This window comes from Streptomyces sp. NPDC096339 (genome assembly GCF_044762985.1).
Taxonomy (GTDB): Bacteria; Actinomycetota; Actinomycetes; order Streptomycetales; family Streptomycetaceae; genus Streptomyces.
Genome location: NZ_JBIWFI010000007.1, coordinates 169,947 through 193,159 on the forward strand (window position 1 = coordinate 169,947; position 23,213 = coordinate 193,159).

The 23,213-nt window shown below is 70.5% G+C and carries 19 protein-coding genes; 8 read left to right on the plus strand and 11 right to left on the minus strand.

The window, feature by feature from the left end:
* Positions 1-173 precede the first annotated feature (173 nt).
* Together ACIQ5Y_RS13230 and ACIQ5Y_RS13235 are read left to right on the plus strand one after the other, a co-directional pair.
* Entirely contained in the window at positions 174-830 is a 657-nt protein-coding gene (locus ACIQ5Y_RS13230; protein WP_403879135.1) for a response regulator transcription factor, read from the plus strand.
* Entirely contained in the window at positions 827-2,005 is a 1,179-nt protein-coding gene (locus ACIQ5Y_RS13235) for a sensor histidine kinase (RefSeq protein WP_403879137.1), read from the plus strand. The genes ACIQ5Y_RS13230 and ACIQ5Y_RS13235 overlap by 4 nt, the downstream gene beginning before the upstream one ends.
* Positions 2,006-2,150: 145 nt before the next feature.
* Here the strand turns inward: ACIQ5Y_RS13235 and ACIQ5Y_RS13240 are convergent, their stop codons facing one another.
* From ACIQ5Y_RS13240 to ACIQ5Y_RS13250, 3 genes are all read right to left on the minus strand, one after another.
* Positions 2,151-3,107 (minus strand): sigma-70 family RNA polymerase sigma factor, encoded by a 957-nt coding sequence (locus ACIQ5Y_RS13240; protein WP_403879139.1) that lies wholly within the window; start codon positions 3,105-3,107, stop codon positions 2,151-2,153.
* 66 nt (positions 3,108-3,173) lie between these two features.
* Positions 3,174-4,208 carry an ABC transporter permease gene (locus tag ACIQ5Y_RS13245; protein WP_403879141.1) on the minus strand — a complete coding sequence of 345 codons (1,035 nt, stop codon included), beginning with the start codon at positions 4,206-4,208 and terminating at the stop codon, positions 3,174-3,176.
* 70 nt (positions 4,209-4,278) lie between these two features.
* Positions 4,279-5,481, minus strand: a complete 1,203-nt coding sequence (locus ACIQ5Y_RS13250; protein ID WP_403879143.1) for an NAD(P)/FAD-dependent oxidoreductase — start codon at positions 5,479-5,481, stop codon at positions 4,279-4,281.
* A gap of 180 nt (positions 5,482-5,661) precedes the next feature.
* Here ACIQ5Y_RS13250 and ACIQ5Y_RS13255 point away from each other — a divergent pair, with 180 nt between their 5' ends.
* The 3 genes from ACIQ5Y_RS13255 (at position 5,662) to ACIQ5Y_RS13265 (ending at position 7,917) form a co-directional block, all read left to right on the plus strand.
* Positions 5,662-6,225, plus strand: coding sequence for a GNAT family N-acetyltransferase (locus ACIQ5Y_RS13255; protein WP_403879145.1), 564 nt, complete (start codon positions 5,662-5,664; stop codon positions 6,223-6,225).
* 253 nt (positions 6,226-6,478) lie between these two features.
* Positions 6,479-6,853, plus strand: a complete 375-nt coding sequence (locus tag ACIQ5Y_RS13260) for an SAV_915 family protein (protein ID WP_403879147.1) — start codon at positions 6,479-6,481, stop codon at positions 6,851-6,853.
* Between the two features lie 14 nt (positions 6,854-6,867).
* Positions 6,868-7,917 carry a diaminopimelate decarboxylase family protein gene (locus ACIQ5Y_RS13265; protein WP_403879148.1) on the plus strand — a complete coding sequence of 350 codons (1,050 nt, stop codon included), beginning with the start codon at positions 6,868-6,870 and terminating at the stop codon, positions 7,915-7,917.
* Between the two features lie 115 nt (positions 7,918-8,032).
* Here ACIQ5Y_RS13265 and ACIQ5Y_RS13270 read toward each other — a convergent pair whose 3' ends face one another.
* The 6 genes from ACIQ5Y_RS13270 to ACIQ5Y_RS13295 all read right to left on the minus strand — a co-directional run bounded on the left by ACIQ5Y_RS13270 (position 8,033) and on the right by ACIQ5Y_RS13295 (position 17,152).
* Positions 8,033-9,145 carry a type IV pilus twitching motility protein PilT gene (locus ACIQ5Y_RS13270; protein ID WP_403879150.1) on the minus strand — a complete coding sequence of 371 codons (1,113 nt, stop codon included), beginning with the start codon at positions 9,143-9,145 and terminating at the stop codon, positions 8,033-8,035.
* Positions 9,142-13,050 carry a hypothetical protein gene (locus tag ACIQ5Y_RS13275; RefSeq protein ID WP_403879152.1) on the minus strand — a complete coding sequence of 1,303 codons (3,909 nt, stop codon included), beginning with the start codon at positions 13,048-13,050 and terminating at the stop codon, positions 9,142-9,144. Before ACIQ5Y_RS13275 ends, ACIQ5Y_RS13270 begins: the two co-directional genes overlap by 4 nt.
* Positions 13,047-13,571, minus strand: a complete 525-nt coding sequence (locus ACIQ5Y_RS13280; RefSeq protein WP_403879153.1) for a type II secretion system protein — start codon at positions 13,569-13,571, stop codon at positions 13,047-13,049. The genes ACIQ5Y_RS13275 and ACIQ5Y_RS13280 overlap by 4 nt, the downstream gene beginning before the upstream one ends.
* Positions 13,568-14,020 (minus strand): prepilin-type N-terminal cleavage/methylation domain-containing protein, encoded by a 453-nt coding sequence (locus tag ACIQ5Y_RS13285; protein ID WP_403879155.1) that lies wholly within the window; start codon positions 14,018-14,020, stop codon positions 13,568-13,570. The genes ACIQ5Y_RS13280 and ACIQ5Y_RS13285 overlap by 4 nt, the downstream gene beginning before the upstream one ends.
* Positions 14,017-15,228, minus strand: a complete 1,212-nt coding sequence (locus ACIQ5Y_RS13290; protein ID WP_403879157.1) for a type II secretion system F family protein — start codon at positions 15,226-15,228, stop codon at positions 14,017-14,019. The genes ACIQ5Y_RS13285 and ACIQ5Y_RS13290 overlap by 4 nt, the downstream gene beginning before the upstream one ends.
* 103 nt (positions 15,229-15,331) lie before the next feature.
* Positions 15,332-17,152 (minus strand): GspE/PulE family protein, encoded by a 1,821-nt coding sequence (locus ACIQ5Y_RS13295; protein WP_403879159.1) that lies wholly within the window; start codon positions 17,150-17,152, stop codon positions 15,332-15,334.
* Between the two features lie 288 nt (positions 17,153-17,440).
* On the opposite strand from ACIQ5Y_RS13295, the gene ACIQ5Y_RS13300 reads away from it, so the two are divergent.
* From ACIQ5Y_RS13300 to ACIQ5Y_RS13310, 3 genes are all read left to right on the plus strand, one after another.
* Positions 17,441-17,791, plus strand: coding sequence for a type IV pilin protein (locus tag ACIQ5Y_RS13300; RefSeq protein ID WP_403879160.1), 351 nt, complete (start codon positions 17,441-17,443; stop codon positions 17,789-17,791).
* A gap of 180 nt (positions 17,792-17,971) precedes the next feature.
* A complete protein-coding gene (locus ACIQ5Y_RS13305; protein WP_403879162.1) occupies positions 17,972-18,796 on the plus strand; it encodes a prepilin peptidase in 825 nt (274 codons plus the stop codon).
* A 159-nt stretch (positions 18,797-18,955) separates the two neighbouring features.
* Positions 18,956-19,507 carry a PadR family transcriptional regulator gene (locus tag ACIQ5Y_RS13310; RefSeq protein WP_403879164.1) on the plus strand — a complete coding sequence of 184 codons (552 nt, stop codon included), beginning with the start codon at positions 18,956-18,958 and terminating at the stop codon, positions 19,505-19,507.
* A gap of 111 nt (positions 19,508-19,618) precedes the next feature.
* Here ACIQ5Y_RS13310 and ACIQ5Y_RS13315 read toward each other — a convergent pair whose 3' ends face one another.
* Both ACIQ5Y_RS13315 and ACIQ5Y_RS13320 read right to left on the minus strand, forming a co-directional pair.
* On the minus strand, positions 19,619-21,496 hold the full coding sequence (locus tag ACIQ5Y_RS13315) for an FG-GAP-like repeat-containing protein (protein WP_403879166.1): 1,878 nt from the start codon (positions 21,494-21,496) through the stop codon (positions 19,619-19,621).
* A gap of 395 nt (positions 21,497-21,891) precedes the next feature.
* Entirely contained in the window at positions 21,892-23,040 is a 1,149-nt protein-coding gene (locus ACIQ5Y_RS13320; protein ID WP_403879167.1) for a hypothetical protein, read from the minus strand.
* Positions 23,041-23,213: the final 173 nt, after the last annotated feature.

The window sequence follows — 23,213 nt, forward strand, 5'->3', positions numbered from 1 at the left end:
TGCAACTCGCGGCGGTGTTACCTCGCTGTTTCCTCACCGGGCACCGGAGCCCCTCGACGGCCTCTCACCATGTGGACGGCTGCTTACGAGGAGGAAACACGCTCGTCGGCAACGATTGGCTGCGACTGCGGCCTGACGGATGAGCGGCAGCCCGACGGGAGGGACGGCCACGCATGCGGCTCCTGGTGGCGGAAGACGAACGGCTGCTCGCCGACACGATCGCGGAATGGCTGCGGGAGGAGACCCACGCGGTCGATGTCGCGTACGACGGCGCCGCGGCGCTGGAGCGTACCGACGTCAACGACTACGACGTGATCATCCTGGACCGCGACCTTCCGCTGGTGCACGGCGACGAGGTCTGCGCCCGGCTCGTCGCATCCGGCCACTCGGCACGGGTGCTGATGCTGACCGCCGCCGGCGAGGTCACCGACCGAGTCGCCGGACTGTCCCTCGGCGCCGACGACTACCTCACCAAGCCCTTCGCCTTCCCCGAACTCGCCGCCCGGGTCCTCGCGCTCGGCCGGCGCTCCCGCCCGGCCGCGCCACCGGTTCTCCGCCGCCGCGGCATCACGCTGGACCCGGCGCGCCGCGAAGTCTTCCGCGACAACCGCTACGTGCCTTTGGCGAAGAAGGAGTTCGCGGTCCTGACGGAACTGCTGCGCGCCGACGGTGCCGCGGTCTCCACCGAACAACTGCTGGAGAAGGCATGGGACGAACACACCGACCCCTTCACCGGGGCCGTCCGCGTCACCCTCCTCAAGCTGCGCCGCAAGCTCGGAGATCCACCCGTCATCGAAACCGTCACGGGCGTGGGGTACCGCATCCCGTGAAGAAGCGCCGCATCACTCTGCGCGCCCGGCTCACCCTGGTCTACGGCAGCCTGTTCCTCTCCGCCGGGATCGTGCTGCTCGGCGTCACGTACATGCTGTTCGACCAGCAGCTCGGCCGGGGCGGGGAACTCGACGTCCACTCCGATTCCAGTGGGGGCACGGCCACGCGGCAGGACACCTCACTCGACAACCGCAACTGGGTGGAAAGCGAACAGAAGAGACTGAACGACGCCGCCACCGCCTCGCTCATCACCCAAGGCGGTATCGCGCTGGTCGTCGTCACAGGCGCCGCCGCGGGTTTCGGCTGGTTGATCGCGGGCAGGGTGCTGGCGCCGCTGCACCGGGTCACCGAGACCGCCAGGCGCATCGCCGCGGCCCCGGCCGCCGACCGCGGCCTGCACGAGCGCATTGCGCTCGACAGCCGCGACGACGAGGTGAAGGACCTCGCGGACACCTTCGACCTGATGGTCGAACGGCTCGACCGTTCCTTCGACGGGCAGCGCCGCTTCGTCGCCAACGCCTCGCACGAGCTGCGCACGCCCCTCACCGTGGGCCGAGCCCTGGTCGAGCTGGCCATGCACCGCAAGTCCGCCTCCCCGGACGTGAAACAGCTCGGCGAGAACCTCCTGGAGATCAACGACCGGCACGAGCGGCTCATCACCGGCCTGCTCTTGCTCGCCGGCTCGGAGAACCACGTTCCCGAGCCGCAGCCCGTCGACCTCGCCGACGTGGTCGCCCATGTGGCCGCCCAGTCCTCCCCCGAGGCCGAGCGGGCCGGGATCGTCCTCCATGCGGCGGCCGGCCCGGCCCCCACCACGGGTGACGCCCTGCTGCTCGAACGCCTGGTGCAGAACCTCGTGGAGAACGGCGTACGGCACAACATCGGCGCCGGCGGATGGGTGCGCGTGGTCAGCCGCAGACGCGAGGACGACCAGGTGCAGATCGAGGTGAGCAACACCGGACCGGAAGTACCGCCCTACGAGATCCCCAGCCTGTTCGAACCCTTCCGCCGCCTGGGCACCGAACGCCTCGTCACGGCCAAGGGTGCGGGCCTCGGCCTGTCCATCGTCCGCTCGATCACGCACGCCCACGGCGGCAGCGTCACCGCGCACCCCCGCCCGGCCGGCGGACTCACGTTCACCGTCACCCTCCCCCAGGACCCCGAAGGGAACTGACAAGCCCTTGGTCGTCACCGAGCCGGTGGAGGAACCCGGCGTGCGGATCAGGTCGATCGGCCCGGGGAAGCCGGGACTGGTCGAGCCGATGGGCGTCCACGAGCAGGCAGCGCCCACGCTGCACCTGGCCGAGGTCGGCGTCGGGTCACCACTGGGCGATGAGCGGTGCATCCGGTCCGTGCGCCCGCCAGGCTTCGGTGAGGCGGACGAGGCGGGCCGGGGCGGCGATGCCGCGCACGGTCGCGATCTTGCCGCCTGCGACGTCGAACGTCACGGCACCGATGACCTGGTCGCCGAGCACGAAGAGGAGGGCGGGGGCGCCGTTGACGGACGCGTAATGCACGGCCGGCGTGCCGCCGGCCAGTCTCCTCTTCGCGGGTGTGGGCTTGAATCCTGCCCGTACGACGGCGGCGATGCGCCGCGGAGTGTCGTACCGCAGCAACTTCTCGGCCAGGCCGCCGGCGCCGTCGGAGATCGCGGTCGCATCGTCGGTGAGCAGTGCCACCAGCTGTTCGGTGCGCCCCGAGGAGGCAGCGGCGAGGAACTCCTCGACGATCCTGCGGGCGGATGCCGGGTCGACCTCGGCGCCCCCGCGGCGCGCGGCGGTGATGCGGCGCCGGGCCCGGTGGAGGTGCTGCTGACTGGCGGACTCGGTGATGTCGAGGATCTCGGCTATCTCGGCGTGGCCGTAGGCGAACGCTTCGCGCAGGACGTAGACGGCCCGCTCGAGGGGGGACAGGCGCTCCATGAGCATCAGCACGGCCAGGGAGACCGATTCGCGCTGCTCGAAGGTGTCGGCCGGGCCGAGCAACGCATCGCCGTCGAGGAGCGGTTCGGGCAGCCAGGCACCGGCGGTGCGTTCGCGGCGGGCCTGCGCCGAACGGAGCCGGTCCAGGCACAGGTTGGTGACGACCTTGGTCAGCCACGCCTCCGGCACCCTGATCAGCTGCCGGTCCGCGGCCTGCCAGTGCAGGAACGCGTCCTGCACCGCGTCTTCGGCGTCGGTGGCGGAGCCCAGCAGCCGGTAGGCCAGTGAGGCCAGCCGGTTGCGGCCGGCCTCGAACCGACTGGTGTCGAAGCGATCAGTGGCGGTGCTGTCCATGCGGCCACCCTAGGACGCCGATTCCGATGGTGAGGGGGGAGGTGCCAAGCCGGTGGTGCTGGGCGGTCAGACCGTCCCGCGCACGGCCGGCTGTGCGAACGTGTCTGCGACGGTGGCGGCAGGACGGCGGCGAAGGGTGCCCGCCAGGCACAGCACCGTGCCGAGCGTGAGCCACGTCACCAGGACGGTGGCGGTGTGGGTGGCGCCGTGGCCGTCGAAGAAGGCGGTGGAGCGCAGCAGTTGCCCACCGGCCCCCGGCGGTAGCAGTTGGCCGAGGCTGCCGGACCAGCCGGGCAGCATCTCGGGTGCGGTCGCGGTGCCCGACAGGGGGTTGCCGATGAGCATCATGGTGGCGGCACCGAGGCCGAAGCCGAAGAACCCGAGCAGCGACTCCAGACCGAGGATGGTCAGGGATATGGCCGCGATGGTCAGGGCGATGGCACCGCAGTTGGCCCAGTAGGAGCCGTCGAGTGAGCCGAGCCAGAACTGCAGGATCGCAGCCGTGGCAAGTCCGCCGGTGACGGCGAAGGCGAACGCTCCCGTGACGCGGCGGACTCCGCCTTGGACGAGCCTGGTCAAGAGCAGGGCGGCGAGCAGGCCCCCGATGACCAGCGGCAGGGCTCCGGCGGACAGTCCGGCGCCGCGCGGGTCGTCGGCCGGCAGCGGTACGAGGTCGCGGGAGGCGACCGCGGCGCCGGGTCCCTGTGCCTGGCCGAGGCCGCTCACCATGCTGTTCAGCGTCTGGACGACGGCGGTGCTGCCGGCGGATGCGGTGATGACCCGTGGGGTGCCGGAGCTCAGGTCGATCGCCCCGTACACCTTGCGGTCGCGGATCAATTGTTCGGCAGCGGCGGTGTCGGCGACCTCGGTGACCTCGAAGCCGCCGGGAACCCGTTGGCCGAGTACCGCAGTGATCCGCTCGACAGCGGGAGCGGGCCCGGCGACGGCGATCGGCACGTCATGCACCGATGAGCGTACCGACGGCCAGGCGAAGGCGGTGAGCAGCAGGCTGATGCCCACCGTGAGCAAGGCGACCGCCCTGGCCACGGTCGGCCAGGGTGAGGGCGATGCGGTGGCTGCGGGCGCGGCCTGAGTGGACATGTGCCTTCTCCTTCGGGGAAGGGAGTTCATCGCCGGGTGAGCGGGTCCTCGTAGTCGACGCGCGGCTCGACTACGCGATCGACTTCTCGGCGGGGGACGCGGCCGGCGCGGCGGCCAGGCGGTGCCTCCGCTTGGGCAGCCCGAACGTCGGGTGGGAGGTGGCCCACAGCGACATCCTCACGATGCCCGCCTTGATCCGCGCGGCCTTGCGGCCGCCCACGTACTTCGGCTTTGCCCGCCCTTCGCCGTCGACCATCTGCAGGATCCCGTCCCGCCGCCCGAGGCTGATGTGGTTGCCCACGTACTCCAGCTTGGTGCTCGCGATCTCACGGCCGGTCAGGCGTCCCACGATCGCGTCCGTCGCCTGCCGGCCGGTGTATCCGGCCGAAGCGCAGGACATCGGCAGCGGCCGGCCGTTGTCGCCGATGACGTGGGCGCTGTCGCCGGCGGCGTACACGTCCGGGTGCGAGACCGACCGCATGGTGCGATCGACGACGATCCGACCGTTCTCGGTGACCGTCAGCCCACTCGCGGCGGCGATCGGGCCGACCGCGAACCCGGCCGTCCACACGGTCGCGTCGGACGCCAGGACGGTGCCGTCGGCGCACAGCACCCGCTCGGCTTCGACGGCTTCGACGCCGGTGTGCTCCACGACGGTGATGCCCAACCGGTCGCAGGCCTGACGCAGGTGGCCGCGGGCTCCGGCGGCGAGCGGGGCGCCCAGCTCGCCGCGGGCAACCAGCGTCACCGACAGACCGGGCCGGGATTCGGCGATCTCGGTGGCGGTCTCGATGCCGGTCAACCCGTCGCCGACGACCAGCACACTCCCGCCTTCGCCCCGCTCGCCCAGGCTGTCCAGGCGCTCGCGCAGGCGCAGCGCGGAGGGCCGACCGGCGACGTCGAAGGCGTGTTCGGCCACGCCGGGGACGCCGTGGTCGGCGCCGTGGCTGCCGAGCGCGTAGAGCAGCGTGTCGTAGCCGAGCTCGCCGCCGCCTTCGGTGTCGGCCACGGCGACGACCCGGCGCTCGGGGTCGACGGTGGTGACCCGGGCCAGGCGCAGCCGTATCGCCATGCCCGCGAAGACGTCGGTGAGCTGTGGAGCGTCGATCTCCTGGCCGGCCGCGAGCTGGTGCAGCCGCAGCCGCTGGACGAAGTCCGGCTCGGCGTTGACCACGGTGATCTCGATGTCCGCCGGGGACAGCCGGCGCGCCAGTGTCCCGGCCGCGTAGGCCCCGGCGTAGCCGGCGCCGAGGACGACGATGCGGTGCTTCATCTCTCGCTCCTGTCGGTTCGCTCGCTTGCTTCCGGTGACTTGAGCGGAACAGCGCCCCGATCCCTGACAGGAACCGAACGTGACGTGCGTCACGGCAGCCGGCTCCGGGTCACGCCGACTGTCCAGCCCGAGCATTCTGAACCGGTAGGTCGGGGCGACCGCCTCTGGCAAGATCAGTCCGTGGCTCGACATTCGGTGACCTTGCGCAGGATCGAGTTCGCGGACTGGCGAGCCGTCCACTCCTGGGCTTCCCTCCCTCAGGTGTGCCGCTTCCAGAGCTGGGGGCCGAACACCGAAGAGGAATCGCGCGCGTTCGTGGCGACTGCGGTCGAGGCCTGGGCGCACTCACCTCAACGGCGGTTCGTCTATGCGGCGCATGTCGAGGGCGAGGTGGTCGGCCTGGGTGAGCTCCACATCCGCAGCCGGCATCAAGGCGAGATCACCTATTCCGTGCATCCCCGGGTCTGGGGACAGGGCGTCGGAACGGCGATAGGGAAGGGACTGCTTGCGCGAGGGTTCGGGCATCTCGAACTCCACCGCATCCATGCCACCTGTGACCCCCGGAACCTCGGGTCCGCACGGGTGCTCGGCAAGCTCGGCATGACGTGGGAAGGACGTCATCGTCACACCGCGCTGATCCGGGACGGTTGGCGAGACTCCGAAGTGTTCAGCATCCTCGAAGACGAGTGGCGGGAGATCGAGGGCCCGCGTATCGGGCCGGGCGGGCCGAACCCGACCGCCTGAACGCCTGCCGGGCGCAGCTGCGGGGCCGGTGGCACGAGCTTGCCCGCGTGGGCGGAGTGTGTCCGGACGTGCTGCCGGCAGTGGCCGCCCCCGGTCGTCAGCGATCCGTATGAACTCCGTCTGCCGTCGTCAAGATGCCGTCAGGGGCGGGCTACCAGGGCGCGGGTGCGGGGATGGCTTTCGAGAGCCACCCCGGGCCGCCTCCCCGCGTCCGGGGCACCATCGTCCGTTCATGGCTCCTCAAGGAGGCCCCATGTGCTTGTTCCAGTACGACGACGACCCCGAGCCCGGGGAACGTGTCCCGGCCGGACTCCTCTACGTCCCGGTCCGGCCGGGAACCACGCGGGTGGCGGTACGCGTCTTCCGCACCCCGCTGGGCGCGCGTACGGCGGTCGGATTCACCGACCCCGGTCGGCTTGCCGCCACGTTCGGCGCGGAGCAGCCGTGGATCCGGCTGTCCGAGGGGGCGCTGCGCGCCATGGCCGAGCCGCTCGGGGTGGTGCTGCTGACCGTCGACCCGACGTTCACCGCTCCCGCGGTCACCGGGTCCCTCGCCACCGGCTCCCCCACGGCCGGTCCCGCTGCGGCCCCGACCGCGCCGCGTGTCACTCCGGCCTCGGCCGCCTGAGAGGGGGTCGGACGATGACCACTTCGGTCATACCCAGGCCGGACTCCGGAACGGGCGACCTCTCCGTCTGGCCGGCGTCCACTGCCCGGCTCGCTCACGGCGGACTCGCCGTCGGCGGGGTGGCCCTCGCGGACGTGGCGGCCCGGTTCGGCACTCCGGTCTACGTCCTGGACGAGGGTGAGGTGCGCGAGCGCTGCCGCGCCTACCGGGGCGCGTTCCCCGAGGCCGAGGTCCTCTACGCGGCCAAGGCGTTCCTGTCCCGCGCCATGGTGCGCTGGGTGCAAGAGGAGGGGCTGGGGCTGGACGTGTGCTCGGCCGGGGAGTTGGAACTGGCGGTGACGGCCGGGTTCCCGCCCGAGCGGATCGTGCTGCACGGCAACGCCAAGTCGCCCCACGACCTCGACAGCGCGCTGCGGCTCGGGGTGGGGCGCATCGTCATCGACAGCCCGTCGGAGATAGCCCGGATCGCCGCCGCCGTCGGACCCGAGCTGGACATGGGTGGTGGACACGGCGTCGCGTACCGGCCCGGCGAACCCGCCCTCGACGTCGGCGCCCTCGCCCGCAAGCTGCGGAGCGGACTGGAAGAGAGCTGTGCCGCCGCCGGGATGGCCGTCCCTCGCCTGGTCATCGAGCCGGGTCGCGGCGTCGTCGGGCCGGCGGGGGTCGCCCTCTACCGGGTCCTGGCCGTCAAGCGCACCGGGGACACGCTGTTCGTCGCCGTCGACGGCGGCATGAGCGACAACCCGCGGCCCGCCCTGTACGGGGTCCGGTACGCGCCCCGGCTGATCGGCAGGACCTCCGCGGCCGACTCCCGTACGGCCACGGTCGTCGGGCGGCACTGCGAGGCGGGGGACGTGCTCGCCGCCGGGGTGGAACTGCCGGGGGACATCCGCCCCGGCGACCTGATCGCCGTGCCGGTGGCCGGGGCGTACCAGCTCTCCATGGCTTCCGGCTACAACATGGTGGGCCGCCCTCCGGTGGCCGCGGTCAACGAAGGCACCGTCCGGCTTCTCGTCCGCCGCGAAACCCTGGCGGATCTGCGCCGGCGGGACATCGGCGCCTAGCAACGGTCACGGCGGAAGGATCCCGCCGGTCCCCCACCCTTGCGAGGGACCGGCGGGATTCCTCGCGCTTCCCACACGCAGTCGCAGTTGGCGCCGAACGCCCGTCATCCGGCGGTCAGGTGCGGACGACCGGGACGTGGGGCCGCTGGATGTCCTCCGGGTGGGCCGTGAACCGCACGGCCTCCTCGTAGGCGATGGTGCCGGCCGCGACGAGGGCGTTGATGCATGCCTCCAGGGTCTGCATGCCGTCACGGTGGCCGGTCGAGATCAGGTTGCGGATCTGGCGGGTCTTGCCCTCGCGGATCAGGTTGCGCATCGCCGACGTGCCCACCAGCACCTCGAAGGCGGCCACCCGGCCCCCGCCGATCCGGGGGATGAGCGTCTGGTTCAGGATACCGACCAGGGTGTGCGCCAACTGCAGCCGGATCTGCGGCTGTTGCTCGGCCGGGAACACGTCGACGATGCGGTCCAGCGTCTGCGACGTGTCGTTGGTGTGCAGCGTGGCGAACACCAGGTGCCCGGTCTCGGCGATGGTCAGGGCCGCGGAGATGCTCTCCGGGTCGCGCATCTCGCCGAGGAGCAGGACGTCGGGGTCCTCGCGCAGGGCCGAGCGCAGCGCGGCGGGGAACGAATCGGTGTCGGTGCCGACCTCGCGCTGGCTGACCGCCGCGCGCTTGTGCTGGTGCAGGTACTCGATCGGGTCCTCGATGGTGAGGATGTGCACCGACCGGTGCGTGTTGACGTGGTCGACGAGCGCCGCCAGGCTCGTCGACTTCCCCGATCCGGTCGGCCCGGTGACCAGCACGAACCCACGCGGCAGGCCCGCCCACCCGATGACCGTCGGGGGGAGCCCGAGCTGTTCGGACGACGGCACGGAGAACGGGATGATCCGCAGCGCCAGCGCCGACGCGCCGCGCTGCACGAAGGCGTTGCCGCGCAGCCTGGCCTTCTCCCCCCAGCTGAAGGCGAAATCGACCTGCTTCTCACGGCGGAACCGTTCCGTGAGTTCCTTGCCCAGCACCCCGGTCACCAGGTGATCGACTTCCGACTCGGTCAGCGCGGCCCCCTCGACCGGTCGCAGGGCGCCGTCGACGCGGAGGAACGGCGCCGATCCGACGGTGAGCAGCAGGTCGCTGCCGCCCCGCTCCCACAACTCACCGAGCAGGTGGTCGATGATCGCGGCACTCGGCCCGGACATGGTGGCCTCCAAGGTGGCGTGCTTGCTCATGGCAGGACCGTCCATTTCTTGACGGTGCCCGCGTGGCCGTCGAAGGACACGGCGGCCTGGACGAGGGGGCCGGACAACAGGGCGATCCCGGTGCCGTCGAGGTGCTCGGTCGCGCCGCCGCTCCCGGCGGTGACGGTGTAGGTCACGGTCAGCCCCGCCAACTGGGAGGCGTTGGTCAGGCCGCACGGTGCCAGGTCGACCTGGTCGGTCACCGGGCCGCTCGTGCCGGGATGGACCGGTACGTTCAGTGAGTTGGCGCCGGTGCAGGTGCTGCCGGTGAAGTCCACCGACATCCTCACCGCCTTCACGTCTCCGTCGTCGCGGTGCGCCACCTGTAGGACGGCGTGGTCGAGCGGTGCGGTCGTGGCCGGTGTCGGCTGGGCGTACCCGCCGAACGTGAGGGACGCCTGGCCACCGCCGGGGATGGTGGCGTCCGTGACGTCGACGGGCGTGCCGGGAGCCGGGGGCGTGAACCCGGTGACCGCGCCGACCGAGGTCGGTTTCGCGATCACGGCCGGATAGGTCGTGAACAGCACCGGCTCCGGCGGGATTCCGATCACCGGGCGGAGGTATCCGGCGGCAGGGCCGATGCCGAGATCGATGGTCCGGGCGACGATGCCGCGGGTGACGACCTGCGAGCCGACCTGCTTCATCGACAGGTCTACGGCGCCGGTCGGTGCGTAGACGGTGCCGTTGATCACCAGGCGGCTGTGAGCGGTGTTCGTGTCGGCGTCGGCGGTCGACTTCAGCACCGCGCAACGGTTGCCCTCGGTGAGGCAGCCGGACAGGGGCCTGATGGACGGTGCTCGAACCACGATGTCGAGCTCGACGCCGTCGAGCCGGTCGGCGGCGTCGGTACTGCCCGTGCCCAACCTCGCCGTGTAGTCGGCGGCGAGCTTGGACAACTGGTCGGCCTTCTTGACCCCGCAGGCGCCGAGGTCGACCAGGTCGACACCGGGTACTCCTTCATGCGCGGTCAGGGCGTGGTTCGCGTCGCAGGCGGTACCGGTGCCGGAGACGGTCAGCGCGGTCGCGGGCGGCACCGTGGGCGAGGGCCGTGCCGGGGTGGTGTCGTCGTCCTGGTGCGCTACGCGCAGCACGACCCTGTCGATGACCGCCCCCGCCGGCAGGGGCGGTACCTCGAACGCGTCGAGCCGGATCGACGCCGACGGGGTGGCCGTGGCGAGCGTCGCGGTCGAGGTGGTGGTGTCGATCGCCTGCGCGTTCTTCGGGTTGGGGAACGCCGCGGCGGTGGGCGTCGCGGTGCTGCTCGCCCGGGTGGGCCGTACCGAGATCGGGGGCCGGTGGGACAGTTCCAGGGTGATGCCGTCGAGCTGATCGGTGGCGGTGGTGCTGCCGGCGCCGAGGGTGGCGGTGTAGGTCACGACCAGGCCGGTCAGCTGGGCGGGGTCGGTCAGCCCGCAGATGGCGACCAGGTCCAGGGTGTCGGTGCCCAGGGCGTCCTGGCGCACGGCGAGCTTCTGCGCGGTGGTGCAGGAGCCGGGTATGCCGGGGCCGGACAGGGTGACCACGACCGTCGGCGCGGGTCCTCCGGTCGCCCCGGGAACGTCGCGGTGCGCGATGTGCAGCAGGGCCCCGTCCAGGACCGAGCCGGGCGCCACCGCGGGAGTGTCGTAACCGCCGAGGTTGATGGTGGCGGTCGGCCTTGTGGCCGAGTCGAGCGTGGCTTGGGCCGTGTTGGCGCCGTCGATGGCCTTGGCGTTGGTCGCGGGGATGAACGTCGTCGACTCCGCGCTCGTCGCCGGCCGGGGCGGTGGCGGGTTGTAGACGACTTCGAGCCACATGCCGTCCAGGGAGTTGGCGCCCGCGGTGCCGCCCACGTTCAGTCCGGCGGCGTAGGTCGCGGTCAGGCCGGTCAGCTGTGCGGGTTGGGTGATGCCGCATGCCTTCAGGTCGACGCGGTCGTCGCCCGGGCCGGCCCGCACGGTGAGCGGCAGGTTGGTACAACTGCCCCCGCCGTCCGCGGGGGTGACGTTGATTCTGGGCGCGGCCGCGTCACCGTTCTCCTGATGGGCCACCCGCAGCACGGCGGAGTCGATCGTCGACCCGGGCGGCAAGGGCGGCAGGCCGAACCCGGCCAGGGTGATCGACGCGAACGGGGCCGCCTTGGTCAGATCGGCGCCTGCCACCAGCGATGCCGGCTGTTCGCCGATCTCCAGGGCGTTGTCGGGAACGGTGCCGGTGGCCGTGAACCCGGTCGATCCGGACACGGCGGTCGGCTTGAACGTGGTCGGCGTGCGGTAGGCGACCTCCAGCCGGATGCCGTCGAGACGTTCCGTGGCGGTGGTGCCGCCGGCGTCCAGGGTCGCGGCGTAGGTCACTGTCAGGCTCGTGAGCCGGGCCGGGTCGGTGAGCCCGCACGCACCCAGCAGGTCGATCGGGGGGTCCTCGGCGAGCGCCGTGTGCCGGGGCAGGTCGTCGGTGCGGCAGGTGTCCGCGCCGACGGCGGTGGTGACCGTCACGGCGCCGGGGGCGGTCAGGTTGCCGTCGTCCTCGTGCCTGACGCGCAACGTCGCGCCGGTGATGACCGAGCCGGGCGGTACCCGCGGGGTGAAGCCGGCGAGCTGTATCGAGGCCGACCGACGGTTCGTCGGGTCGAGGACGGCGTCGGCCGTGCAGCTCGCGGTGCCCGTCGGCTGCGCACACCCGGGCAGGGTCGGCCGTTCGCCACCGGTCAGGGCATGGCCCGGATTGACGAAGCCGGTGTTCGTGACCACCGCTGTCGGCTTCAGGTCGTGTGCCGGCTTCGGCGGCTGGACCCCGTACACCGCCACCTGCTGCGCGCCCGGGGTCACCGGGGCACACAGTTCGACGTGTCCACGGTCGACCTGGAATCGGCTGCCGCCGCCCATCATGACCTCGACGCCTTCGGGCCGCGTGGTGGCGCAACCGCCCGGGTTGGGGATGGTCGGGCGGGTGGGGGCCCCGGGATCCCAGCCTGCCGGCGTGCCGCCGACCACGCTGACCGTGGGGTCGGTGACCGTCCAGACCGCGGCGGCGCCGGTGCCGCCGGTGAAGGTGAAATCGAAGTGGTAGACGCCCGGCTGTAGCCACACGACGACGCCCGGGCAGTCGCCGGCGGTGAGGCGGGTGAGGGCGCCGGCGTCGTCGTAGTAGCCGGGCTGCAACCGGACCAGCCAGGAACCGGGGGCGGGGCACGCGGGCACCGTCCGCCGGATCGGGACGGCCGTGGCGGGCGGGGTGTAGTCCGGATCGGCTCCCACGACCTTGTCGGCGGGAGCCGACGGGGTGTCGTTGGCGCAGTCGTGCGCGTAGGGCGCCTGGGTCGGGGACAGCTGGGGCTGCGACACGGCGCGGGAGCAGTCGCCGACGGCGGACACGTCGCCCGACACCACCATCGAGGCGCCGGCGCCGGTGGTGATGTCCGAGTGGGAGAACACGCTGCCTTGCACGCGCAGGCCCTGCGTGGTCACGTTGACGCCGTCCTTCGCAGCCTGGCCCAGGCTGCGAAGGGCGTCCTGTGGTTGGGTCGCGCGCGTGGTCGCGGCAGACGCGTTGAGGGGGTCGCAGTGGACGATCATCTGCCGGCCGTTGATCGGCGGGGCGGTGTAGGGGGCGCACGGGTTGCCCTGCGAGAAGTTCTTGATCGCGAGCTGCGTGGCACCGTCCGCGCTGTAGTCCCGCTTGCCCTGGTCGACGTAGGCGTTCGCGGCTTTCAGTCCCGTGCCGACGAAGGACAGGACCGACACGGCGACCAGGCTGAAGACGACGACGAAGGCCAGCGCGAGGATCAGTGTCGCGCCCTGTTCGTCGTCGCGCCGGTTGCGCGGATTCGGGCGGCGCGGGCTCAGGTGGCGCGGGCTCAGGTGGCGCGGGTTCAGGTGGCGCGGCTTCAGGCGGCGCGGGTTCGGGCGGCCGCTCATGACGAGCTCGATCGCCGGACGGCGGTGAGGGCCGTCGGGGGTACGGCGGGGTCGCTCTGCACGGTCAGCGTTACCTCCATGGGCGAGGTGCACGAGGTCTCGGCACCGCAGCTCAGAGTCACCGGATGGGTCGATGTGGTGTTGTCGAACCGGCCGAGCAGCGTGGTGACGACGCCTCCGTCCGTGCACGTGACCCGGTTGAGGGCACCGGTCGGCTGGTCGTAGGTGTAGACGACGTCGGTGCCGGGCCGACTCAGGTGGACGATCACTCCGGCGACCCCGCACGCGGGGTCGGTCGTGACCCTGTCCGCGCTTCGCACGTCGCCGTAGAAGTAGCGATTGAGCGTGCCCACCGCGCTGGTGGCGGCCACCCGCCTCTCGGTGTCCGACGTGAACCGCAGTCCGAGGATGATCGCCGTGGGCAGCAGTGTCGCGATGATGCCCACGATGACGATCGTGACCAGCAACTCGGTCAGGGTGAACCCCGACTCCGAGCGCCGGGACGGTCGTTGCTTCGTCATGACAGCATCGACTCCCGCTTGACCACCTCGAGCGTCGTGTCCCTGACGGGGTTCGGGCCGGTCGAGTGCACGGTGAGCGTCACCTTCTGCACTCCGGTGTCGGCCGTCGGGCAGGGCGCGCCGAACGCACCCACCCCGTCCCAGTACTCGATCTCGACGGTCACGGTGTATCCGGCTGGTGGCGCCGAAGTCTCGTAGCCACTGGCGCAGGGGACGTACGGGGCGCTGACGACCTTCTCGGCGGCGCTGCGGATGACCGAGTCGGCGCCGGTGACCTTCTGCTGCGTGACCGAGCTGATGATCGCGGTGCCCATGCCGCCGAGGATGGCCACGAAGGCGACGCCTATGAGCACCACGGCGACGAGGACCTCGACCAGGGTCTCGCCCTCCTCGCCGCGGCGGCGCCAGGGGCGGCGTGCCGGTGCCGGTGCCGGTGTCGGGCCGGTCACTGGACCTCGACCTGGTTGTAGACGCCGTAGATCGCCGAGAGGAGGGCGACGGCCACGAATCCCACGACGACCCCGACCATGATCACTACGGTCGGTTCGAACAGGCTGGTCAGCCGCTTGAGTTTGTGCTGCAGTTCCTTCTCGTAGAAGTCCGACACGTTCTCGAGCTGGTCGTCGAGGGTCCCGGTCTCTTCTCCCACGCGCATCATCTGGGTGACCGTCCCGGGGAACAGCTTGGTGCGGGCGATCGGCCGGGAGATGCCGCCACCTTCGAGCATTTCCGTCCGGGCCGTCGCGATGGACCGCTCGAACACCAGGTTGTTGGTGCCCGAGCCGGCCAGGTTGAGCGCCTCCGGGATGGGCACTCCGGCCTTGATCATCGAGGTCAGGATGCGGCAGAACCGTTCGATGACCATGAAACGGACCACGTCGCCGAGCACCGGCATCGCCAACAGGAACCGGTCGCGCAGTGCCCGCCCCCGCTCGGTCCGCAAACCGGCGATCACCGCCGCGACGAGCACGACGAGCACTCCGATGACCACCGGGTACCAGGCCGTGACGAAGTCGGTGAAACCCAGCAGGATCCGGGTCGGCAGCGGCAGTTCCGCGTTGAAGGAGGCGAAGAACACCTTGAAGCGGGGCAGTACGAAGATGACGAGGACGAGGACGACGGCGATGGCCAGCACCATCACCAGGCTCGGATAGGTCAGGGAGGAGCGGATGCTGCGCCGGGCCTCGACGTCGCGCTCGATGTAGCGGCCCAACTGGGCCATGACGACATCGAGTTCACCGGTCGCCTCCGCGGAGCGGAGTACGGAGATGTAGAACGGCGGGAGCGCCTTGGCGTGGGCGGCCATCGCGACGGCGAAGCTCTCGCCGAAGCGCAGCGAGTCCATGACGTCGACGAGCACCTTGGCCAGCTTCTTGTCCTTGGTCTCGGCGCGGATGATCTCCAGGGCGTCCAGGATGGGCACGCCGGCCTTGATGAACGCGGCCATCTGGCGGGAGAAGTTGCTCAGTTCGACCAGGTCGATCTTTTCCGCGGTGAGTTCGAGTTGCAGCAGGTTGCGGCCCGCAGCCTTGACCGACTGCACGTCGTAGCCCTGCCGGGTCAGACTCTCGGTCACGCCGTCGACGCTGGAGCCCGTGAGTACGCCGGTGGTCCGCTTCCCGTCCGGGCCGAGCGCGACGTACTTGAAGGTGGCCATGCCGATGCCCTTCCTGGTTTCCGGTGTCAGAGGTTTGCGTCGTTCGGGTCGTACGGGTCGTACGGGTCGTCAGTATTCGGATGCGGCATCCGGCGAGCCGGGGCTAGACCACGTACACGCTGGACATGATCTCGGCGATGGTCGTGGTCCCCTCCTCCACCAGACGGACGCCTCCGTCCAGGAGGGTGTCCATGCCCTGCTCGCGGGCGGCCTTGCGCAGGCTGCCGATCGGCGCCTTCTCGACGAGCAACCGCTTGATCACGTCGCTCATCACGAGCAGTTCGAAGACGCCGATCCGCTCCTGGTAGCCGGTCCTGGAGCAGAAGTTGCAGCCCCGGCCCTGCCAGAACTCGATGTCGGTCGACCCGCCGGCCTTGGCGAAGAAGGCCAGTTCGTCCACGCCCGGCTGGTAGGGCTCGCGGCACTGGTCGCAGATCCGCCGTACCAGTCGCTGGCTGACCACCCCGGAGACCGTGGAGGTGATCAGGAACGGCTCGATGCCCATGTCGACGTACCGGTGCAGTGCGGAGCAGGCGTCGGCGGCGTGGATGGACGACAGCACGAAGTGGCCCGTGAGAGCGGACTCGACCGCGATCCGCGCCGTCTCGGCGTCCCGGATCTCGCCGACCAGGATCACGTCGGGGTCCTGCCGGAGGATCGAGCGCAGCCCGGTCGCGAAGGTGATGCCCGCCTGGTCGTTGATCTGGATCTGGTTGATCGACGGGAGGACGTACTCCACCGGGTCTTCGATGGTGGTGATGTTGCGCTCGCTCTGGTTCAGCTCACCGAGCGTGGCGTACAGGGTGGTCGTCTTGCCACTGCCCGTCGGCCCGCCGCAGGCGACCATGCCGTGGGGGGAGCGCAGCAGGGACGACAACCGCTCGTAGGTCGCGTCGGGCATGCCGAGCTCGGCCAGCCGGAGCATCGTGCGGTTGCTGTCGAGCAGCCGGAGCACCGCCTTCTCACCCCAGATGGTGGGGGTGGTCGCGACCCGGATGTCGACCGACCTGCCGTCGATCTCGGTGGAGATCTGCCCGTCTTGCGGGCGCCGCCGGTCGACGATGTTCATGTTGGCCATGATCTTGATCCGGCTGACCACGGACGGGCCCATGTTCTCCGGCAGGCTCAGCACGTCGTGCAGCGCGCCGTCGATGCGGTACCGGACCCGCACCCGGTCGCCGTGCGGTTCGATGTGGATGTCCGAGGCCCGGTCGCGCAGGCCCTGGGTCAACATGAGGTTGACCAGGTGCACGACCGGCGCGTCCTCGCTGACCACCCTGGTCCCGGAGGCGGCGTCGCGGCCGGTCTCAGTCGCCTTGAACGCCTCGACCAGGCTGCCGGCGCCGGCCAGCGCCCGGTACGCGCTGTCGATCGAGCGGCGGATGTCCGAGGGAGCCGCGATCGCCAACTCCACCCGGTCCGGCGCGACGGCCCGGCCGACCTCGTCGAGAACGCGCGGGTCACCCGGGTCGCCGGCCGCGAGCAGCAGCATGCCCTCGGACCGCCGCACCGCGACGACGCCCAGCGAGCGGGCCAGCGCCTCGGGCACCCGGGCGGCCGCCTCGGGATCGATTTCGCTCTGGCGCAGGTCGGCGACGGGGACGTCGAGTTGGACCGACAGTGCCTCGATCAGTGACCGCTCGTCGACCATACCGAGTTCGAGCAGCAGGGCACCGAGCCGCTTGCCCGACGCCGACTGCTGCAGGAGCGCCTCGTCCACCTGCGCCGGGGCGAGCAGCCCGCGCTGCACGAGCAGTTCCCCGAGGCGCGGCCCCTTCGGCCCCGCAGGCGTCGCGTCCCCGAGCGGTGCGTCCGCCGGGACCGGAGACGGCGCCGCGTCCTGCGCTCCATCGGACAGGGTGCCGTCCTCGCCCGCAGGGCTCGTCGCCGCCGCGCGGCCCCGGAAAAGCCGGCGATTCGCCAAGGAACCCACCCCTATCGCGCATCCAGAACAACGGCCGATCATTCACCGCGGAACCCGTCCGCAGAACTGTCAGCCGCTGAGTAATCAGCTGCATGCTACAGCACGGGATCAGGCTGGCATCTGCCACTCAAATCCAAGGTGTTCCTCGGATCTGCCTCTTGTAGGCCCACCACCCACTCAGTAGTCTGTGGCTGATTAATCACGTGGTTACTACCGCCTGATTTGCTTGCACCGCTCGCTAGATGGAGAGAAATGTTCACACACCTGCAGAGCAATTTGCGTCAGCGAATGCGCGCGCAGAACAAGACGGCGGAAGCCGGCTTCACGCTGATCGAGCTCCTCGTGGTCATCGTGATCCTCGGCATCCTGTCCGCCATCGTCGTCTTCTCCGTCGGCGGCATCAACGACAAGGGTCAGCGCGCGGCTTGCAAGACCGACAAGAACACGCTCCAGACCGCGGAAGAGGCGTACTTCGCCACCACCGGCAAGTACGGCACCGTGGCTGACCTGACCGGCAAGTTCCTGTCCGGCCCCTCCAAGTGGTACGAGGCCACGGTGGCCGCCGACGGCAAGTTGGCCATCTCCCTGATCACTCCCGGCCCGGGGGAGCCGGAGAACGACTGCAAGCCCTTCGGATAGCGAAGGCCTCACCGGACATCGCCGGCCGGCGGTCGGCGGTCGGCGCTCGCCAGACGTCCAGTTCGCCAGGTGGCTCGAACACGCCACCTGGCGAACCGCGTTCGGCAGCCCGCGGCATCGCCGGATCCATCGTTTTGCGCTGGTAGCAACTCGTACGCACCGTACGGCACCATTGCGGCCATGCCAGCCATATTTGTCGTGATCATCGGTCTGTTGGGACTCGCGGTGGGGTCGTTCCTCAACGTCGCCGTCTCGCGAGTACCGGCCGGCCTTTCGGTCGTGCGACCCCGCTCCGCCTGCCCGCGATGCGCCACGCCGATCGCGGCCCGGGACAACATCCCCGTCGTGTCCTGGCTCCTGCTGGGCCGGCGTTGCCGCGCCTGCCTGGTCCCGATCCCCGCGCGCTATCCGCTCATCGAAGCGCTCACCGCGCTCCTGTTCGTCGCCGAGACACTGCGCTTCGGCCGGTCGGAAGTCCTGCCGGCCGCACTGGTCTTCACCGCGGGCCTGCTGGCCCTCGCCGCCTGCGACGCCGAGCACTTCCTGCTCCCCAACCGGCTGATCTACCCGACTCTCGGGCTCACCGCCGCTTGTCTGCTCGCCGCCGCGGCGGCCACCGGCCAGTGGCACCGGCTCGGCGTGACCGCGGCCTGCGGAGTGGGCGGATTCGCCGTCTTCTTCGCCCTGTACTGGGTCCGGCCGGCCTGGCTCGGATTCGGCGACGTACGCCTGGCCGGCCTGCTGGGCACCGGGCTGGGCTGGCTCGGTCCGTGGTACCTCGTCTTCGCGGTGCTGGCCGGAAGCGTCGCCGGGTTGGTACTGGGCCTCGCACTCATGGCGGCGGGGCGAGCCACCCGCAGCACCCGCCTCCCCTTCGGCCTGTTCCTGGCCGCCGGCGCCATCGCCGCCCTCCTGGTCGGCGCTCCTGTCGTCCACTGGTACGAGAGCGTGAGCAACCCGAACGTGCCGGGTGAGTCACTCACATTCGTCCGCCACCGTCCATGACCACCCGGCCCCGACGCCAGTCGCGGGCCGGATTTTTCGTGTGCCGGCCTGCCGGACCGACCGGCCCACTGCCCTCGGCGCAGGTACCGGTTTCGGCCTATTCGGCTCCCGGCTCGATCAACATCGCGATCGCCACCGCTGCCCCATACCCTTGTTACCATGGAGCAACTTGATCTGCCGCTGGCCGAGTGGATTGTGCTGGCACTCATGGCCGAACGACCCAGCCACGGTTTCGCCATCGCAACCCTCACCGCGGAGGGCGCAGAAATCGGTGAGTTCTGGTACATCTCGCGGCCCATGGTCTACCGGTCGATCACGCGGCTGGTCGAGCGCGGGCTGATCACGCCGGTCGGCGCCGAAGAAGGCAATCGCGGACCGCAGCGCATGATCTACGGCGCCACCCGCTCGGCGAAGGCAACGGTCAGCCGGTGGCTCAGCGAACCCGTGGCCCAGCTGTTCGACGTCCGCGCCGACCTCACGTGCAAGCTCCTGCTTCTCCAGCGCCGCGGGACCAGCCCGGCCGTCCTGGTCGAGCGTCAACGGGCCGTCATCGACGAGATCGAGGAGTCGCTGCGCGCCAAGGAGGACGGTGCCTCCGACGACCTTGCCCGCGCGATCTACGCCTGGCGACTGGAACACGTCCGCGCCGCGCGCCGATTCCTCGACGCCGTCAACGCCGACTCGGCGCGGCCGGCCGTCAAGGCCGGCTGACGACGTCACGCGCACGCCAACGAGACGGGCCCGGCGATCGCTTCACCGCAATCGCCGGGCCCGTCTCTCATGTCAGCGTGTCAGGTGCAGCCGTCGGAAACGGCTCGTTGCCTACGGCACCTCGACCACGGTCTCGCAGGAGCCGTCCGAGACGGAATCCGTGCCCGGGAGCGTCGGACCGCCGTTGGCGTCACCGGCGCAGACGTCCGTGTCGCTGCCGCCGGAGAGGGTGTCGCTGTCCGCGCCACCGACCACGGTGTCGTTGCCGGAGCCACCGGAGAGCGAGTCATCGCCGGCCCCGCCCCGGACGATGTCGTTACCGCTGCCGCCGCTGATGGGGTCGTTGCCGTCACCGCCGTCGAGGTAGTCGTTGCCGCTGCCGCCCGACACGGCGTCGTTGCCGCCGAAGGTACAGATCGTGTCATTGCCGCTGCCGCCGCTGACGGTGTCGTTCCCGTTGCCGGTCACGATCACGTCGTCGCCGCTCGTGCCGTTCACGATCCCGTTGCCGGTGATCGTGGCGGCGAGACCGTTGCAGCCGGCCGAAACGTTGATCGTCACGGTGGCGACGTTCGAGTCGACCGTGCCGTCCGTCGCCTTGTACGTGAAGCTGTCGCTTCCGACGTAAGCGCTCTCGGGCTGGTAGCTGAAGGAGCCGTCGGCGTTGAGCGTCAGGGTGCCGTGCGCCGGCCCGGTCACGACCGAGGCCGTCAGCGTGTTGCCGTCGGGGTCCGTGTCGTTGCCGAGGACACCGGGAGCGCCGACGACGAGCGGGGTGTCGGCACCGACGTGGTTGTACGACTCGTTCGCGGCCGTCGGCGTCCGGTTCGACGCGTTGAGCAGCACCGACGCGTCGTTGACGAACGTCGCCGAGCCGTTGGCGTTCGCCGTGACGACATCGGGACGCCCGTCGCCGTTGAGGTCGGCCACCGCGGCGGACTGCGGGTTGAAACCGCCGTTGAGCCCGAATGCGAGCGGGCTGCCGAACGCACCCGTGCCGTCGCCCTCCAGCACGATGACCTGGTGCGAACCGGCGCTGGAGACGATCAGGTCGACGTGGCCGTCGCCGTTCGTGTCGGACACCGACGCGGAAGTGAGGTTCGACCCCGCCGACAGGAGGTTCGCGGTGCCGAACCCGCCCGCGCCGTCGCCGAGCAGGACGGCGGCCCGCCCCGGCGTGCCGGGCGCCACGATGACGGCGTCCTGCTTGCCGTCCTCGTTGACGTCGGCGAGCTTGAGCTTGGTCGGCAGTGTCATGCCGGCCGAAACGCTCGACGCCGCGGCGAAGCCCCCGTCTCCGTCGCCCAGCAGCACGGAGAGCGTGCCGGTCGAGGAGTTCGACGTGACGAGGTCCAGGTGACCGTCGCCGTTGAGTTCCGCGGCCGCGATGCCCTGCGGCCCGGTGCCGCCGTTCAGTCCGAAGCGGGTCGCCGCACCGAACGTGCCGTCGCCGTTGCCGAGCACCAGCGCGACGTTGTTCGTGTTCGCGTTGGCCGTCGCGAGGTCCTGCTTGCCGTCCTCGTCGAAGTCGCCCACGACGACGCCGACCGGGAAGCGCGCGACACACGGGTTGTCGCCCGTGGTGTCGCACCCGGGCAGCGGGTTGAGTTCCACCGCCGCTCCGGCGCCGAGAGCACCGGAGCCGTCGCCGAGCCAGACCAGGGCGATGTTGCCGCGCCCGTCCTGGCTGATGACGTCCTTGTTGCCGTCGCCATTCACGTCCTGGATCACTGCCGAGCTGATGAAGCGGCTCGACATGGTCTGCGGCGCCGCGTACTTCGTCACGGTGCCGAAGCTGCCTCCGCCCGAACCGAGGAACACGCCGACGCCCTCGGCGCGGATCGCCGTCACGAGGTCCGGCTTACCGTCGTTGTTGAGATCGCCGATCGCGACGGCGGTGCTGCCGCGGCCGTTGTCGTCGAGGTTCGACGCGGTACCGAAGCCGGTCGTGTTGACACCGTTCGCCGACGCCGGGGTGACGGCCATCATGACAGTCGCAACCGCGAAGACGGCCGCCGGAATTCGGCGTGACCGAATCCGCGTGACCGCGCCTGCGCGGCCATCCGGCGTGAGGTGCCGACGAAATGATCTGTTCATGGGTGAGGCCCCTCCTCAGGGCCTGATGAATAGGAATGGGTGACGCGCTTCGGCCGACCCGGTGGGAATTCATGGCGGGATGACGCCGGGTAATCGACTGCACTAGTCAGCCATTGACAACCATGGCGGCGTGCGCGATGCGCGTCATGCAACCTGCCGGGACGAGCGTTCCGGCGGTTCTGCCGTCGATGGGCAGGGAGGCCGCCGACGAGGATCGCCGGGCCGGGACCGTCGACGGGCGATGCTCGTCCTTGGCCGACGGTCCGTGGCCCAGTGCTCCGGATCGCCTAGAAGCCGTAGGAGGCGAGGGTTCCCTGGATGGTGGTGTCAGAGTCCCAGTCGTTGGTGAACAGGTCGCCCCAGATGGCCGCTGCGCCGGCGTGTCCGCCGTTCAGAGCGACGCCGTACTGCGCGATGGGTCCGTAGCCGGAGTACGCGCTCGTAGCGACCTCGGTCCACGCGTTGGGGTCATTGGTCGTGGTGCCGTTCAGCGAACTCGACGTCCAGGCCACGTTCATGACGTTCGACTTCGCGACAAGACCCAGCTGGGTGTTTCCGCCGGCGTTGGCCGTCACCGCGCCACGCACCTGGCTGATTCCCGATTCCAGGCGCACCTTGCACGCCGTGCCCGCGCTGTCGCACGCGCTTCCCCGGAACACGTTCTGGCCCGCTCCGCTGTCGGTCCACGTGAACCCGTTCTGCACCAGCGCCTGCTTGGACGCCGCACCGAACGGCGCGGAAGCCGGGTCGGCGACGGCGATCCGGTTCCCACTCGTCCCGAGCCAGGTCACAACTCCCGAGATCGTCGTGGGCGCGCCTCCGGAGATCGGCGACGCGTCGCACCGAGGCGACTGCGCCTTGCCGTTACCGCTGCCGTTGGCGTCCGCGCCGAGCGCCAGCGGCGGACTTCCGGCGTTGGACGGGTCATCGCCCTTGGTCGAGCCCGCCCAGCTGCCGTTACAGCTGTAGATCGCCAGGTGCCCTTCTGCCACAAGATGCTTGGTCGTGTAGTCGCCGTTGCACTGGACGCTCCCGCTCGCCGTGCACGTCCCACCGTCCACGGTCGGGATGACCGCGTCCACGTTGGCTTCGTCCGCCGACAGGAACGCGTCGATGTTCAGCGGCCCGTTGACGCAGTTGTTCGACGAAGAGGGATTGCACGTGGTGTAGGGGCCGGCGCTCTTCAGCTGCTGACGCAAGCTTCCCGACGTGATCCCACGCATCGTGGACGTATCGATCGCCGGCTTGTTCCAGTACCCGCCGATCTGCGACGCGGAGTTCGCCGTGAACGACGTGAACGACTTGGACGCCGCGATGTGCGCCTTCAAGTCCTTCATGGCGGGATACATGTTGTTCGCGACACCGACCTCCGAATCCGTCGTTGCGAACGCCGCCGGTGCCGCGACGGTGATCAGCGCCGTGGCGAGGGCACCCACCGCGAACGCGTTCCGAACTCGGCGCATCGCGGTGCGGCCTGAGTGCGGACCGCTTCGAGCACGGCTGGACCTTATTTGCATCTGCTACTCCTAGTCGATCTGGTTGACGGCGCCTGCCGGACGGGAACCCCGCTGATGGGATCAGGCAAATACCGAAAACACCTGGGCATGTG

Coding starts and splice junctions, on each gene's coding strand:
- ACIQ5Y_RS13230 (WP_403879135.1), top strand. CDS start 174: ATGCGGCTCCTGGTGGCGGAAGACGAACGGCTGCTCGCCGACACGATC.
- ACIQ5Y_RS13290 (WP_403879157.1), bottom strand. CDS start 15,228: ATGGCCACCTTCAAGTACGTCGCGCTCGGCCCGGACGGGAAGCGGACC.
- ACIQ5Y_RS13270 (WP_403879150.1), bottom strand. CDS start 9,145: ATGAGCAAGCACGCCACCTTGGAGGCCACCATGTCCGGGCCGAGTGCC.
- ACIQ5Y_RS13305 (WP_403879162.1), top strand. CDS start 17,972: ATGCCAGCCATATTTGTCGTGATCATCGGTCTGTTGGGACTCGCGGTG.
- ACIQ5Y_RS13280 (WP_403879153.1), bottom strand. CDS start 13,571: ATGACGAAGCAACGACCGTCCCGGCGCTCGGAGTCGGGGTTCACCCTG.
- ACIQ5Y_RS13315 (WP_403879166.1), bottom strand. CDS start 21,496: ATGATGGCCGTCACCCCGGCGTCGGCGAACGGTGTCAACACGACCGGC.
- ACIQ5Y_RS13275 (WP_403879152.1), bottom strand. CDS start 13,050: ATGAGCGGCCGCCCGAACCCGCGCCGCCTGAAGCCGCGCCACCTGAAC.
- ACIQ5Y_RS13265 (WP_403879148.1), top strand. CDS start 6,868: ATGACCACTTCGGTCATACCCAGGCCGGACTCCGGAACGGGCGACCTC.
- ACIQ5Y_RS13310 (WP_403879164.1), top strand. CDS start 18,956: ATGGAGCAACTTGATCTGCCGCTGGCCGAGTGGATTGTGCTGGCACTC.
- ACIQ5Y_RS13245 (WP_403879141.1), bottom strand. CDS start 4,208: ATGTCCACTCAGGCCGCGCCCGCAGCCACCGCATCGCCCTCACCCTGG.
- ACIQ5Y_RS13250 (WP_403879143.1), bottom strand. CDS start 5,481: ATGAAGCACCGCATCGTCGTCCTCGGCGCCGGCTACGCCGGGGCCTAC.
- ACIQ5Y_RS13300 (WP_403879160.1), top strand. CDS start 17,441: ATGCGCGCGCAGAACAAGACGGCGGAAGCCGGCTTCACGCTGATCGAG.
- ACIQ5Y_RS13260 (WP_403879147.1), top strand. CDS start 6,479: ATGTGCTTGTTCCAGTACGACGACGACCCCGAGCCCGGGGAACGTGTC.
- ACIQ5Y_RS13240 (WP_403879139.1), bottom strand. CDS start 3,107: ATGGACAGCACCGCCACTGATCGCTTCGACACCAGTCGGTTCGAGGCC.